Below are 16859 nucleotides of genomic sequence, written 5' to 3'. Positions count from 1 at the left end.
GTGGAGCATTCAATTGGTATGTTTCTAAGGGAGATTCTATTTACGATGGTAGACATGAATACTATGATGAAAATAAAAGATTGTCCGATCCTTATGACAAATTTACTAACTTTGCTCCAATTTCAACTAATAGAAATCGTTTCTTTTATACCTATCTCTATCTTTCTGAATCTTTAATGGGGTTTGAATTAACTGCAACGACTTTTCCCTTGAATGATGAAAAAGAAATATGCAAAAATTGTATAAGAACATATAGTGATATTAAAGAGTTCATACCAAAAACGAGTAAATCATCAGGTTTATTCGGTAATATAAAATCATTTAGTGTTTTATTTGGAGTTAGTCAAAATAATTATCTAAGCATTGACTTTGATTACGCGAGGGAAAATATTCTGTATAAAATAAGAAATGCTAAGAAACTCGTTGTTTTCGACAAGTTTGGTAATCGTTGTAATTGCTACAATTCTGTTCAATTACCTGCCGAATATTTGATTCCCAAATTAGATTTGACTTACAACTATTTATATACTACAAATGCATTGGAGAACGGGCCTTCCAAATATGAAGGTAAAGAATATGACCCAAAATTCAATGGTATATTTAGCCCTGATGGTATTGGTATAGGGATGAGGCATTTATTTCCTGATGATTCATTGTATGTTGGTTGGAGTGTATTATCGTACAAAACTTCGTATGTGACAGACGCTGATGTGTCGGAACGGTCATACCTTAAGTTTAAGTATATTTATGGGTATAACATAAAGTTAGGTTGGATAATTGAATAATGGTGAGTAACAATTGAAATATAAATTCAAAAATTATATACTCACTATAAGTATTCTAATGTTCGTAATTGGTTTTACCATCAGCTCGTATTCAGAAGAAGAAAGCAAAGTAAGACATTACCATGTGATTGGTGGAGCATTCAATTGGTATGTTTCTAAGGGAGATTCTATTTACGATGGTAGACAATACTATGATGAAAATAAAAGTCCGTACAATTCTTATGACAAATTTACTAACTTTGCTCCAATCTCAACTAATACTAATCGTATTTTTTATTCATACCTCTATCTTTCTGAATCTTTAATGGGGTTTGAATTAACTGCAGCTACCCTTCCCGTTGTTGGGGATCAAAGAGAGAGATGCGGAAATTGTAGATATATTGAAAGTGATATTAAAGAGTTCATACCAAAAACGAGTAAATCTTCAGGTTTATTCGGTAATATAAAATCATTTAGTATTTTATTTGGAGTAAGTCAAAATAATTATCTAAGCATTGACTTAGATTATGCTAGGGATAATATTCTGTATAAAATAAAAAATGCTAAGAAATATACCACTTCCCGCAAGTTGACTAATAGTCCTAGTATTTGTAAAGACTCCTGCTTTTATTTACTTCCAATTGCTCCTACCTTAGATTTGACTTACAACTATTTATATACTACAAATGCATGGGATAGCGGTACTGCCAAGTATCAAGGTGAAGAACTTGACCCAAAATTCAATGGTATATTTAGCCCTGATGGTATTGGTATAGGGATGAGGCATTTATTTCCTGATGATTCATTGTATGTTGGTTGGAGTGTATTATCGTACAAAACTTCGTATGTGACAGACGCTGATGTGTCGGAACGGTCATACCTTAAGTTTAAGTATATTTATGGGTATAACATAAAGATTGGTTGGATAATTGAATAATGGTTCAATGATTAGGTTGATATTTGGAATTATTGTTTTAGCTTATATTCATCAAGGATGGGGTGAGGATACTAAAGACTCTGATTATATTGATAAGCATATTTCAGGTTTTATAAATTATAGTGTGGTGGGTAAGGGGGTGGATACAGATTTTGAAAATCTACAATCACTTTCACTTCGTTTTCGTTGGCAAGATACTTTTGATGATATTTTAAAAATACATGTTGAATTTTATGCAAATACTACAAGAGCAAGATATTCTAATGCGCTTAGTATAGATTACTCAGATCCATACTATACAAGTTATAAATTAAGAGGGGAGATTGATTCAACGACGGCTTATTGGGCTTGTTCTGGAAAAACAACATACTGTGCAAAGTATAATGATGAGTACAATAGTTATTTTCGCAAGTTTTTTCCTGAAAGGTATTCAGATCCCTATCAATATTATAATGACGATAACTACCATGTTCGTGTTTTTAATACGAGCCATTCTTATTTTCGTTTTGATGAGACTTATTTAGAGCTCGGTGATGAAGTGGCAAGTTTAAAAATTGGTAATCAGAAAATAGTTTGGGGTCAAAATTCATTAGTATCTCCACTTAATTTTTTGCTACCATTTTCTCAAACAGAGTTTAGTGTAAAGGCAAATGTATCTGATTATTTATATCCAAATCAGTTGGCGTTGCTAACAATTGTTGCAGATCCAACTTTAGAGCTTGAATTTTACTATTTTTTTAATCATGATCGTGATCCAGTGGGAGATTACTTTGGCAGAATACAAGCATTGCAAACTTCACATGTGTTTAAGAAAATTAATGCGCTATGTCAAGGCGAGGCGACTTGGGGCAGGAGTGAATGTGAATTTACGAATGATTATGGAGATGTAAAATATCGGCCAAATAAAAGCTCGCAACAAGCGTTTCGCTTACTCTATCATGACGAGGTTATCTTTGCACTTACTTACTTTAATGGATACTTTGGTCAAGTGCCAACCAGAGAAGGTATGGAAATGAGGCTGGTGCAAGCACTGCCTGCTTTACCTGCCCATGTTCCACTATGCCCTAGTCAATCTGATTGTTATTATAATCGAGAGAATATCAATCCCAACTTGAACACCCCGCTCTACAATATTGAAGTTGATTACCATAATGGATTTGCTCAAGTAGAAGCAATTGGTTTGGAGCTTTCTGTTGTAACTGAACCGCATTACACATTTCAGATTGATTATCTAAAATTCCTAAACCCAATCCCATTTTATGATTTTGATTTAGTTTCTGGATATGATGATACATATGAAATAAACCCGCCTCCATGTGCGCTATTATTACTTGCAGTTCAACATTATTCTTCTTCAAGCTATTTGGGTTGTAATAGACCAAGGACTAACTCAGATCGTATAGATGATAAAGAATACTTGCAAGCGTTAATTAAAAATGGCGGAAAGCTCTATAGTGAAGTGTATTATGAGTTTTTAAGTCTAGGCTTTAGTAATGAAGACGATGATGGCTTTTTTGCTAATTTTTATTTTTACCTATATAAATTTAAAAATAAAAAATACCCATCTGATGTGAAAGCTTATTACCCTTCCATTAATGAAATTACTATTATCCCTACTTTTCTACTTGGACAACGCTTTGGTATAGAAAATAAAGAGCAGGCTTCATTTATATTTGGGACTTTTTCATCTTGTCGTAAATGTTATGGCATCGCAACTAACTATTCTAGTAAGGTGTATGAAAATATTGAAATTAATTTTTATCTCGCATTTCCATTTACTAAAATACCTTTTTCATTTAATACTATCTATTTGCCAGATTATAAGAAGTTAGTACATCAAGCCATTAAAATTGGATTCTTGCAAGAGCCAATGGGATTACCAGCTGCGAATTTTGATAATGGGGATCTCTCTGATTATAATAAAGGTAATGCAAATGTTTATACTGGCTTCGGCGTTTCTTACTATTTTTAAAAATGCACTAAGTTATTTTGCTTTGTAAGAATGCCGATACCAGAGTATTAAATTCACTATACATGAAATTTTCGCGAGCTTAATTAATAGTAATTGATTGGCTTATTTATAGTCTAATTGCCAGGCTTGCCAATGCGGTAGGTGACTTTGTTATGATTGTTTATCATATCAGTGATGCTATTATAATGTCCTTAATGAAAATAAATAAAGTACTAGTTGACACTTTACTAAAGAAGCTCAAGCAGGCAACCAAAACCTCAATTCATCTATCTGCTTTGCCAGGACGAATGAGCAAGAGAATTGATCTGCTTGATCTGGAACTATGCAAAAAAGGGTTAAGCAAAGAGCTACTTACTAAGCTTTTACATGAAGTGGCATTTAGTGTAGAACTCTCAGTTTCCACATTGGAGAGATCGACAAGCAATGAAGACGAAAAGGCTGAAGCAGCTGCGTTAATTAGACGACTAGAAAATATTTATAATGAAAATGAAGACAACTTTTTAGAGTTTGGGTTTAAGAATTTTGGTTTTGGTTTTCCTCTCTTAGTAAAGAGAAGTAGAATTGATCCAGATAAAATTATTCACGCTCCATTACTGATTTGGTCGTTGGAATTAAAGAAAGTAACTTCTAAACCTAATACTTGGAAAATTGAGCGAAATGCTGATATGGTGGTTAAGTTTAATGAATTTTTACTCTCGTACTTAGAAACCGATGAAGCGTGCAAATATCAAGTTCCCGAATCAATCTTAGACGATGAAATTATTAATCAGGATGAAATAGAAAAAATTACTCAGGAATTATTAACCAAGCTCCATAGTGACTATATAATTAATAAAACTCTGCGTAGGGCTGAAAAGACCTCAGTTGAAAACTTACAAAATACTGAAATCCATTGGTCAGGAGTTTTTGGTCTCTATGTTTCTCCTAAAGAAACAATTATCCAGAGTATGGAGGAGTTATCGGCCTCAGTAGAATCTTTACAGCCGAGTCAAACTGACCCTCCCTCCAGAGAATTGTCTACCGCTACTGCTGTGCCAGTTGACCCAAGCCAGTTTGAAATAGTATCTACTTTAGCTAAAGATGAAGTCAAGATAATTTACGGACCACCCGGTACTGGGAAAAGTCAAAGCTTAACAGCAATTATTTCAAATGCCTTAGCCAAAGGTCAGACTTGTTTAGTTGTTTGTGAGAAAAAAACTGCGCTTGATGTGATTTATGAAAATCTTAAAAAGGTTGGATTAGACCAGATGACTATTACTATTGATGATATTTATAAAGATAGAAAAGAATTTGTGGATAAGGCAAGGGATATCTGCGAATTGTTAGAAGACTCTAGAGACCGAGACTTGGTCAAGCCTAACCCAAGTAATTTGATTGCGTTGCATGATACGGTTGTGAAAATAATTGAACAGCTAATTCCACGCTACGAATTTGGTTCTAAACGATTACATAATGATAAAACGCTCAAATCTTTAATTGGAGAGTATTTTAAGAACCGAGAAGTCATTCCTCAAAATTACAGATTGAATTATCCGCTCTATTTGGATAGTGAACAATATTTGCAATGGTATGATAATCTTGAAAAGGCAATTAAGTTATTGCGCAAGATACATGAAACAGAAATAGCAACGCTCGCAGCTAAAGTATTTGTTGAAAGAGAGTATGACACTCCCTTGGACCATGCAAGTGAAAAAGCAATTGAAACAGGGTTGCGTGATTTTCTTATGGTAATGAAAAAAACTGAACAAGCTGTAAAAACTATCTTAGTGAATATTCCAGAATCTGAGTTAGCGAAGCGTAGATACCATCCATACCCGAAAATCTACGAATACCTGATAGATGGAGTATATTCTATGGCTAAAAATATTAAATCTGTCAAGGAGAGCAAAGAGAAAGTTGAGTTAGTTCAAGCCTTGCGTTCTACACTGCACCAGTGTACGGAAAGTCTTAAGGCGCTCCCAATTAAAAAAACTATGCATAACTCCATACTCGTTGGTCTGACCTCAATGTCTTACCTTGAGTTATTAAAACAAATCAATGCAAACTGCATGTTAGTGGAAATGATCCTAAAACAAAAAGAAGTATATTTTGATTTATGCTCGTGGAATTATTTGCGTACCAGCATGCCCGCAGATACACCGCAGTTTATAGATCGTCTTATTACTGAAAAGATTCCATCTGACTATTGGATAAATATTCTCATCACCAACATGCTAGAAAGCGCCTTAGAGAAATTGTCAAAAGTAAATTCAGAAGTGTTGCCATTAACTCATGAGGATAGAAAAAAATACGAAAAACTATTACTGGATTTAACTAAATCTAATCAAGCGATGATTAATGCAATTCCAGGTCATATACAATATCAATGGTCTGAAAAAATATCAGGGCATCTAAAACAGATTAAAACTAAAGATGAGTATAATTACAAACTCCTCCTTAATAAAAAAAGAACTAAGAACGGGCCTCGTAATTCACTGCGCAATATCTTTAAAAAAGATCCAACATTGGTATTAAGTGTGTTTCCAGTCATTTTAACTAACCCAGAAGCCGCCAATGCCTTTATTCCGCTTACACCTGGGTTGTTTGATTATGTGCTTTTTGATGAAGCCAGCCAATTACGACTAGAGGACACCCTAACGTGCATGCTGCGTGGAAAATATAAAATCATCTCTGGGGATGAACATCAAATGCCACCCTCTAGTTACTTTGGTAAAAACATAACTCTCGACGATGATAATGATAATGATGAAGATGCTGATGATAGTGAAAGTACTGAGGCTCAAGCGCTATCCGGATCAGAATCACTTTTGGATTACGCACAGCAATCACAAAACCAGAATAAATCATATTTAGATTTTCATTACCGATCCCAGCACCCAGCTTTGATTAATTTTTCTAATGCAGCCTTTTATGGAAATAATCTAATACCTCTTCCGGCTAAACAGGAGTACACACCTATTCACTTTATACAAACGCAAGGTATCTATTATTCAAGAAAAAAAACCAATGATCAAGTTTCCAAAAGAAGTGGGTTACTTAAAAATGAATCAGGAACTAACCCGATTGAAGCTAATGCCGTGGTTGAACTTTTGCTTAATGCCATATCAGCAACTAATGGAGTAATGCCTTCAGTAGGTGTTGCTACTTTTAATATTAATCAAAGAAATTGTATTTTGAAACTCCTCTATCAAAAAGAATCGGAAGGATCGGCAACTGAAAAGAAAAATATTCAGGCATTAAGGCAAGCTGGTCTGTTTATTAAAAATCTTGAAAATATTCAAGGAGATGAGCGAGATATTATTATTATTTCAACTACTTTTGGTAAAGATGAAGAAGGTAATTTCTTTTATCGATTTGGTGAGATTAATAAATCACAAAAGGGCCATAAGTTCCTGAATGTTATATTCACCCGAGCAAAACAGAAAATATTTATTTGCACTTCAATACCTAAAGATGTCTATAGCAGCTACCACGATGAAATCGCCACAAAAGGCAATACTGGTAAAGGCATATTATTCAGCTATCTTAGCTATGCGGAAGCTATTCATAATAATGATATAGCAGGAGCAAATAGCATACTAGAAATCTTACAATCACGATCTCACTCAAGAAGCAGACAACCTGCACTAAATCAATCTGAATCGCCATTTGAAGAAGAGGTGTATCAACTTATTAAAAAGAATATTCCTGAGCTAGCTATCCAGCAGCAGGTAAAGATAGGTGGTTTTAGAGTTGATATGCTCCTTACTACTCCTAGCAAAGAAAAAATTGTTTTAGAATGTGACGGTAAAACATATCATTCAACCCCTGAAGCGCACTGGCACGATGTGCATAGACAGCACATCATTGAGAAACTCGGTTATCGGGTCTATAGAATTTGGTCAGAAGATTGGTTCAGAGACCATACTATTGAACTGAAGACTTTATATTCATTTATTATCCACGACCAATTACCCTAAAATAATTTTAATCAAAATATAGGTAACATTATTGCGATCAACCACCGACTAATTCGTGCAATTATTATTTATATTCTAATTGCCAGGCATGCCATTGAGTTACGTTGAGGTCAATTTCCGTAATCGTAGCTTTTGGGAAAAATGGCTGCAATTCATCTTTGGTGCAACCACGACATAAATTTATAATATATTTTCTATTGAGTTTTTTTAACTTTACTTCAAGTGATTGTGTTTCTGCTAGATTGATGGGTTGAATGTGAGTGACGAGTTGATCTGGGTGACCGAAAAGTGATTGCATGAAATAACCCCCACTACTGGTGTAGTTAATGATTGAGTTCTGTGCAATTTCTGGTTTAGCTAAATAAATTGCCAATATTTCACGATCTGGACTAGAGGCACCGTCAGAGATATCCTTAAATTCTATAATTGCAATTTGATATGTTGTGACCACAACTACCAATGCCATTGCCATCACTGTAATAAAATACCGTTGCAAAGAAGTGCTTGCAAAGATTATAATTGCGATAATCAGAGGGATATGAAGGAAAATAAAATGATGGCCGAGGTAAGTATTTCTCATAATTAAAAATATTAAACAGGTAGTCCCGAAACTAAATGCTAGATACTTACCGTAACCTTTTCGCTCTTTCCATATTTGAAATAAGGCAATTGAGATTAGTGGAATAAATGAGAGAAACGATAGTATCATTTGACTACTTGATAACATAACCCATCGGTCTGTAACAAAGATAGTTGGTGAAAAACTATAACGAAGTATAAAAGTTAGTTCTTGTTCTAAGTTTGCAATATAAATTGTTTTCATTTTTATTAAATATTTAATGTAGGTTATAAACTCTTTACTATTATCAGTTGTAATTTGAGTTATTACTAACACCAATAGTATTGCCAACGCTATTGCTACTACTATTTGTATCGCCCAAAATAAATTGTTTTTAATAACTACAATCGTAATATTACGGTAATGATAGTAGCTAGTGGCAATGGCGAGTATTATCACTTGAGGTATTAAGTAAATAAAAAAAGGCTTATCTTCAATAGCAATTGCCGTGATGAAAAATATTCCAAAAAGCGCTAAGTATTTGATTTGTTTTTTATATTCACTAAAGAGTATCAGCGTAAGACATATCAAGAGTGGATGAGCGACTAAAGCAATGCGAATTGGCCCAGCATCATGCATACTTTGGTAGAGTAGTGGCACATAAACTAGTGGAAGTATTAGTAAATACCATGGTAGTTTGAGGGCGCGAATGAGCAACCATCCAAACAAAGTAACCATAACAATACCATATAAATAATGTGAGTATTTAGTTTGATTGAGAAAATAAAACGGTGCGTAGAATAGGTTAGAAACCGCACCAGTGTATGGAAAATTCCTATGGTAAGTAAAACCTAGTATGTTAGCTTTATTCGCGCCCGAGCAAGACCAAAGATATTCATGTTCACTGGCAAATTTGAAATTAAAGCAGGCAAGCCGGTGATACTGTATAAACTCATCAGAGTTTGGTGAAATTATGGTAAATCGCCATATTCCAAAAATAGCTACAATTACAGCACTAAACGAAATAAGATAGGCAGCTTTTCTATGACTTCTAATCATTTCAATTGCCATATTATAATTTATGAATAAAGTAAAGTGCTATCCATGTACTAAAAATTCAATTTATTCATATAAAATATACATTCAATGGGTCTAAGAATATTTGTGATCTGTGGATTTTTGATCGGCTCTAGTCCACTTGTTGTTGCTAGCCCTCAATTTGAAAGCTTGATTAGTGGTTCTGCACAAGTTAGCCAAAGTGGTTCCGAAACAACTGTTATTCAACAAAGTGCGTTTGTAGAATTACAGTGGAATTCTTTTAATATCGGTATTGGTGAGAGGGTGGTTTTTAATCAACCTAGTACCTCATCAATTGTGATTAATAATATAATTGATTCTAATCCCAGTCAAGTGTTGGGGAATATAAGTGCTACTGGTAGAGTAGTTTTATTAAATCCTCAGGGATTTTATTTTGGAGAATCATCTTCAGTGAGTGCGCATACTTTTATTGTTGCCACTTCTTCATTAGAAAAAGTTAATTATGATTTAACATCTAATAGACTGACTAGTGTTAGTGCTACGGGCAATATTGATTTCAGAGGTTTGATTATTGCTAATACTGTGCACATGATTGCAAAAACTATTGCGATAAATGATTCCGCATCTATAACTGCTGGGAAAGCAATACGACTACAAGCGTCACAACAAATTGTAGTACATGGCAAAATCAAAGCAGACGATTTAAGTAGCGTTATTGATATATTTTCGGGGGGTGATGTGCTGGGAAGCGCGGAACTGAGCGCTGCAGGTATTGAGCTTCAATCACAGGGAGTGCTATCTTATAGTGGAACGTTAGAAGCTACTGATACTATTGCCATAGTAGGTAATATAATTCAACTTGATTCATCTGTGGAGCTATCTGCCCAATTCGTTGATGTGAAAGCGCTCCATGGGTATCTTCTGCTTTCTGGCACCGTGTCAAGTTACTACCAAAATTATAGTGCACAAAGCTCTTTAAATTTATTATCTGCTCAGTTAATGTCACATGGTGGAGATATTCATATCGGAAGCGCTTCAGATTTTCCTAAAAATATAGTAATAGATGCAAGGTCTAATATTACTGCTTCAACCAATCAATTAAATAGGTCAGGAGGAAGTGTAGTTCTTTTTGCTCAGAAGTCAATTGAATTGTATGGCAAGATAGCAGCTAACTCTACAATGGGGAAAGGTGGCGTGATTGAACTTTCAAGCTATGATTCGTTATACTACGCTCCTCAAGCTCAAATACAAGTTATAGGAGCGCTTGGAAATGGAACAATACTCATAGATCCTACTAACGTATATATTGTTGATAGATATGCGCAATCGTTTGAGTTATTTAAGAATATTATCACAGCTCAAATAATTCCTATTAATCAAATAAATACAAATATAGGTAGTGCGATAGCGCTAACTGAAAAATATCTGCTCATTGGTGCGTCTTTAGAGAATAAAGTAGTAGGAGGTGTAACTACATTGGGTGCCGGTGGCGCTTATTTGTATAGTATAGATGATGGAAGTTGGACAAACCTATCGTCAACCCCAGGCGCTCCACAACTCAATGCGGGTGATTCATTCGGCAGTGCGGTTGCCTTGTCAGATCAATACGCCCTGATCGGCGCACCTAATTATGATATTACAGTTGCTGGGGGATCTTCGTTAGTTGATTCAGGCAATGCATTTTTATATAATCTAACTACCTTTGCGTGGACAAATCTATCATTAACCCCAAGTGCTCCACAAATCAATGCAGGTGATTCATTCGGCAGTGCAGTTGCCTTGTCAGATCAATACGCCCTGATCGGCGCACCTAAGTATGATGTGGTAGTTAATGGTTCGGCGAGATCAAATTCAGGCAATGCATTTTTATATAATCTAACTACCTTTGCGTGGACAAATCTATCATCAACCTCAGGTGTCCCACAACTCAATGCGGGTGATTCATTCGGCAGTGCAGTTGCCCTGTCAGATCAATACGCCCTGATTGGCGCACCTAATTATGATATTACAGTTGCTGGGGGATCTTCGTTAGTTGATTCAGGCAATGCATTTTTATATAATCTAACTACCTTTGCGTGGACAAATCTATCATCAACCTCAGGTGTCCCACAACTCAATGCGGGTGATTCATTCGGCAGTGCAGTTGCCCTGTCAGATCAATACGCCCTGATCGGCGCACCTAAGTATGATGTGGTAGTTAATGGTTCGGCGAGATCAAATTCAGGCAATGCATTTTTATATAATCTAACTACCTTTGCGTGGACAAATCTATCATTAACCCCAAGTGCTCCACAAATCAATGCAGGTGATTCATTCGGCAGTGCAGTTGCCTTGTCAGATCAATACGCCCTGATCGGCGCACCTAATTATGATATTACAGTTGCTGGGGGATCTTCGTTAGTTGATTCAGGCAATGCATTTTTGTTTGATGTATCTGACAATGTTCTTTCTTCATTGTTACATACCCTAAACGCACCTCCAGTTGTGGCGGGAAGTAAGTTTGGAACTGTTGTTGGGATATTTAATAACACAATTGCAATTAATGCACCTACGATTGGAATAGGCGCTGTATATCTTCAAAAAAACTCCTCAGATGCATGGGTTAATATATTAGGAGTTTTTAACGCACCGATTGTGCAATCAACTTCGTATATTGGGAATTCAGTTGCGTTAAATAATTCTTATGCACTACTTGGTGCATATTATTACCAACAAAATCTTGAAGTTGGATCTGGCAATGCGTTTTTATATCACTTAGCTTCTGGTACCTGGACTAATCTACTTTCTCTTGCTAATGCCCCAATACAAGCAAATTCAAATTTTGGATACAGTGTTGCGTTAAATGAAACCCACGCCTTGATTGGCGCTCCTTTATATAGTCCAACTGTTGCAAGTGTTCGCTTAGAGTCTACAGGCGATGCTTTTCTTTATCGTATCAGTGATGGAGTTTGGACAGATTTAGCAAAAGCAAATGGCGCGCCTTCTTTACAAACTAGTGATAATTTTGGTTATAGTGTGTCGTTAAACGAAACATATGCATTGATAGGCGCCTACTCTGATAGTTATAATTCAATTACTGACTCTGGCAATGCATATCTGTATAATTTAACTAATGGTCAATGGAGAAATTTACTAGCTTCTTCAGGAGCCCCAACTATCTTATCTTTGTCTAATTTTGGCAATGCAGTTTCATTAAGTAGTATGTATGCCTTGATCGGTGCTTACGGTAGGGGATCTGGCAATGCGTATCTGTATCGATTAAGTGATGGAGCTTGGCAGACAGTATTATCTATGCCAGGTGCTCCGGTTGTGCAAGAAAATGCGAGTTTTGGTTGGTCTGTAGCTGCTACCAATTCACACATATTAATTGGTGCGAGCTTAGATACGGTAACTCAGCAAAGCAATCAGATTAATTCCTCAGGTAATGCCTACCTCTGTGCAATAGTTTCATTCAATCAGCTTACTTGCTCTTCTTTATTTTCTAATAATACTGCCCCTGTTGCATTAGCTGACGCTCTCATCGGCGAATCTGTTGCGCTTTCTGCAACCCACGCCTTGATCGGTGCAAGTGCATATGATTTTCAATCATTAAATGCAAGTGGGAATGTCTTTGTGTATGAAATAGCAACAAGTACTTGGACTGATTTATTGTCAACAACAGGAGCACCCTCACCTCATCTTGGGATGAATTTTGGAAATTCAGTTGCTATTACTGGTGACAATGTTTTGATCGGCGCTAAAGGGTATTCGTCATTGGGAAATAGTAAATCAGGAACAGTGTTTATCTACTCTCTTGCACAATCACAATGGAAAAATTTATTACAATCACTTTCAACACCACTTATCCAAGCTAACGCATCTATTGGAAGCTCTGTTGCTCTTTCAGCTACTTACGCTCTAGTTGGTGCAAGTAATTATAATCAGTACTTAAATTTAACTTCAGGCACTGTATTTTTATACAATCTTTCCCATGGCACTTGGTTAAATCTTTTAAGCACTCCTGATGCTCCTTCATTGCAAGCTGGGGCAATGTTTGGTGCATCTGTTGCCTTATCAGATGAGTATGCTCTGATTGGGTCTCCTCAATATGATCTAAGTAACAATGGAACAATGTACACAGATTCTGGCAATGCGTACCTCTATGAACTTTCTGATGGTACTTGGACTAATCTACTGTCTAGTGCAAACGCTCCGGTGCAGGCTGGGGCAATGTTTGGTGCATCTGTTGCCTTATCAGATGAGTATGCTCTGATTGGCTCTCCTCAATATGATATGAGTAATAATGGAACTGTGTCCACAGATTCTGGCAATGCGCACCTCTTTGAACTTTCTGATGGTACTTGGACTAATCTACTGTCTCGTGCAAACGCTCCAGTGCAGGCTGGGGCAAGATTTGGCACATCAGTTGCCTTATCAGATGAGTATGCTCTGATTGGCTCTCCTCAATATGATATGAGTAATAATGGAACTGTGTCCACAGATTCTGGCAATGCGCACCTCTTTGAACTTTCTGATGGTACTTGGACTAATCTACTGTCTCGTGCAAACGCTCCAGTGCAGGCTGGGGCAAGATTTGGCACATCAGTTGCCTTATCAGATGAGTATGCTCTGATTGGCTCTCCTCAATATGATATGAGTAATAATGGAACTGTATCCACAGATTCTGGCAATGCGCATCTCTTTGAACTTTCTGATGGCACTTGGACTAATTTACTGTCTCGTGCAAACGCTCCGGTGCAGGCAGGAGCACAGTTTGGTGCATCTGTTGCCTTATCAGATGAGTATGCTCTGATTGGCTCTCCTCAATATGATATGAGTAACAATGGAACAATGTACACAGATTCTGGCAATGCGTACCTGTTCCATCTGTCAACATTCGGCATAACTGATATTTATTCTGTGTTTGAGCAAACTCCTTCAGCAGGTGCTACAGTAGGTAAGTCTGTCGCGCTTTATGGATTAATGGCTTTGCTTGGTGCGCCGAGTTTCGCCCAATTAGTGTACGGAATTTCATATTCTAACTCAGGGGCTGTTTTTTTATTAAATTTTGCTAATAATAAATTATTTACTCAGGACGATATTTATTTTTGGTCAAAAAATAACTTGACAAGAATGTTATCTAACGCCAATCTGACTATACAAGCTGATGCAGATATTGTTTTTTTTACACCATATGAAAATAATTCTACTTCTTATCAATTGACCCTCAACGCAACAAATGCTATCCGATTTAAGCATAATAATGTTTTGTTACCGTTTGGATCTTTTACTATTCGTGGGGAAAAGATTGTCGGAGTAAGTTCTATCATTGCTGCTCATCTTTCAATCGAGCTACCTTCTTTAACCGAAATTTACCCTTTGCTTATTGCTGAAAACAATCCTGCGATAACTGGTTTCCAGCGTGGGTCATTGAATCTTGTGCAAAGAAATGGCGACTTTAATGTGTCTTCCACTACACAATTTTCTCAAGCAAATATAACGATTGAAGTTCGTGGAGCTAATGCTTCAATAAATCTCTCCTTATATAACGTAACAGCCGCTATGGTAACATTACGCACCCAAAGTGGTAGTATTACCACCACTTCTGGCACAATTACCGCTTCTACTATTGTGCTTCAAGCAAATTCAATTGGCTCAAATCAATCTCCGATTATTATTGAACGAAATGAAGGTGAATGGAATGAATCAAATATTGTGATTAGCTCTGTTAGCTCGGGCTCAATATTCTTGAAATCTTCAGGGATGGGTTTGTTTAATGCTTCAATTCCTGTCGGGGTTTCTGGAACTGTATCCTTAGAACAGACTAGTGGGGTTGCAAATATTAGTAAAAATATTTTGTTACCCAATGCAATGGTATTACTAACTGCAAGAGATTCAATTACCATCACAAGTTCCTTGTCAGCGCGATATCTGCGAATAAATTCAACAAGCGCCTCAATTACTACAAGTAAGGTTAGTAATTTGTTATCGTCAAATTCTATTGTATTACTTGCGCCACAAGGCAATATTGCCTCTATGACTAATCATCTCAGCATAACGCAACTAAACAATCTTGACTTCTCATTGATAATTGCACATGCACAATCAGTATATCTAAATGTTGATAGTGGATCAATTCGTGCGATGCTATTAGCCCTACCGTTAGAGCCAAATCCAAATACGCATAATCAAAGTTATTTACAGTTTAGTGATGCAGTTGATATTACAACGGTTCAAGATATTTATGTTACTAATGATATAAGTTCTTGTATTGCTTCACGTAATTCAGTTAATGGTTGCACATTTACTGATTCTGTCTTCTCACTAATCAATAAATCTGAAATCACAAATAACTCTAATATTGTTCTCACTAGAGGCACGATAGAATTAATTGCAACTACTGGCGATATTGGTTCACTTGAACATCCAATAATTATTTCTACAGGGGAGGGGGAGCTTGAGAACTTCTCCAGAATTACGCTGCAAGCCACTAATGGATCAATATACATAAAACGCTCAGAGCGAGTAATTGATATCCTCACACCTGTAGGCGCTAACTCAACTCTAATATCATATAGCGAACAAGGTACTTTGACATTGATTCAAGAAAGTGAAATACAATCCATAGCATCTCTTAATAATGAAAATTTACGACTGTCTTTAATCGGACAAGGTGCGATTATTATTAGCCATGATTTAAATCTCAAGTCCTTTAACGCAGTTGGCTCTTCAGTCGTTACTAATAACGCCACTATTTATGCTAATACTATCAAAATTACCGCTTCCAGTGGCTCAGTGGGAACGGCAACTTCTCCAATATCTATATCAAGCATTACTGGTGATTTTTCACTCTTAACCCTCTCACTGAAAGCGCCATTAGGTTCTGTTTTTGTAAGATCCAGTACCAATGTAATCCCATTTATTATTGGAGATAACCCTTCAATACTATTTGCCAGCACACAAACTTTTTTATTTCAAAGATCTAGTGGCGCTATTACTATTTCTGCCCCTCTACGCTTCCCACATGCAACGCTTATCTTTACCGCAACAAGTGTTGATGGCGCGATTAACTTTATTTCTTCAAGTGTGACCGCATTTAGCATTACCCTTACTACTTCTGGACAAGTTTATTTTGATCAAGCTCAAATATATGCCAGCAATAATATTTCTGTGACTAGCGATACAATTCTTTCAAGACAAAGCCCTGACAGTTCTTTTTACAATGTAAGAGCACCATCGCTTACCTTGCAAGCTCGCTTAGGAAAAATCGGAAGTGTGTCTGATAAAATTGTTATTTCTAGTGGGGTAAATGAATCACCTGATTTTTCCAATCTTTCCGTTACGGTGCCTCAGGGCTCCAGTATATATCTGATACGATTGCCTGGTCTTGCTAGTGCATCCTCTGCAATGCAATACATTACTCGTGGTACTGGAAGTTATAAATTAGTGCGAGTATTTTTTTATCAACCATCATCGCCACAAAAAATTCTATTAAGCAATATCCCTGTTTCAAAACCTCAATACGAAGGGTTTATTTCAATGCTGCTTTACCAATTATTAGGATTGGATTGTAGCTCACCAAGTCTTCTTTCAAAAGCATCAATCAAAGTACTTTGCCAATTGAGTCTATAAACATACTATAATATTAGAC

6 protein-coding genes are annotated in these 16859 nt (G+C 36.3%); 5 read left to right on the top strand and 1 reads right to left on the bottom strand.

All coding sequences use genetic code 11. The annotated features are described in order from the left end of the window. The 4 genes from QM538_02620 to QM538_02605 all read left to right on the top strand — a co-directional run. On the top strand, positions 1 to 785 hold a 785-nt coding region (locus QM538_02620; GenBank protein ID MDI9347377.1), incomplete at its 5' end, for a hypothetical protein. Positions 786 to 843: 58 nt separating this feature from the next. Continuing rightward, positions 844 to 1701 carry a hypothetical protein gene (locus QM538_02615; protein ID MDI9347376.1) on the top strand — a complete coding sequence of 286 codons (858 nt, stop codon included), beginning with the start codon at positions 844 to 846 and terminating at the stop codon, positions 1699 to 1701. 7 nt (positions 1702 to 1708) lie between these two features. Beyond that, complete coding sequence (locus QM538_02610; GenBank protein MDI9347375.1) at positions 1709 to 3673, top strand: DUF1302 family protein; 1965 nt, start codon at positions 1709 to 1711, stop codon at positions 3671 to 3673. A gap of 194 nt (positions 3674 to 3867) precedes the next feature. Continuing rightward, positions 3868 to 7632, top strand: coding sequence for an AAA domain-containing protein (locus tag QM538_02605; protein MDI9347374.1), 3765 nt, complete (start codon positions 3868 to 3870; stop codon positions 7630 to 7632). A gap of 64 nt (positions 7633 to 7696) precedes the next feature. On the opposite strand, the gene QM538_02600 is transcribed toward QM538_02605, so the two are convergent. After that, positions 7697 to 9262 (bottom strand): hypothetical protein, encoded by a 1566-nt coding sequence (locus tag QM538_02600; protein MDI9347373.1) that lies wholly within the window; start codon positions 9260 to 9262, stop codon positions 7697 to 7699. Positions 9263 to 9337: 75 nt separating this feature from the next. On the opposite strand from QM538_02600, the gene QM538_02595 reads away from it, so the two are divergent. Continuing rightward, positions 9338 to 16840, top strand: a complete 7503-nt coding sequence (locus tag QM538_02595; GenBank protein ID MDI9347372.1) for a filamentous hemagglutinin N-terminal domain-containing protein — start codon at positions 9338 to 9340, stop codon at positions 16838 to 16840. The last annotated feature ends 19 nt before the right edge of the window (positions 16841 to 16859 follow it).

The sequence above is a fragment of the Candidatus Methylacidiphilales bacterium genome (assembly GCA_030054035.1).
In the GTDB taxonomy this organism is placed as follows: Bacteria; Pseudomonadota; Gammaproteobacteria; order JASGCS01; family JASGCS01; genus JASGCS01.
Note: the sequence above shows the minus strand (reverse complement) of the source record. Positions and strands in the feature narration are given on the sequence as shown.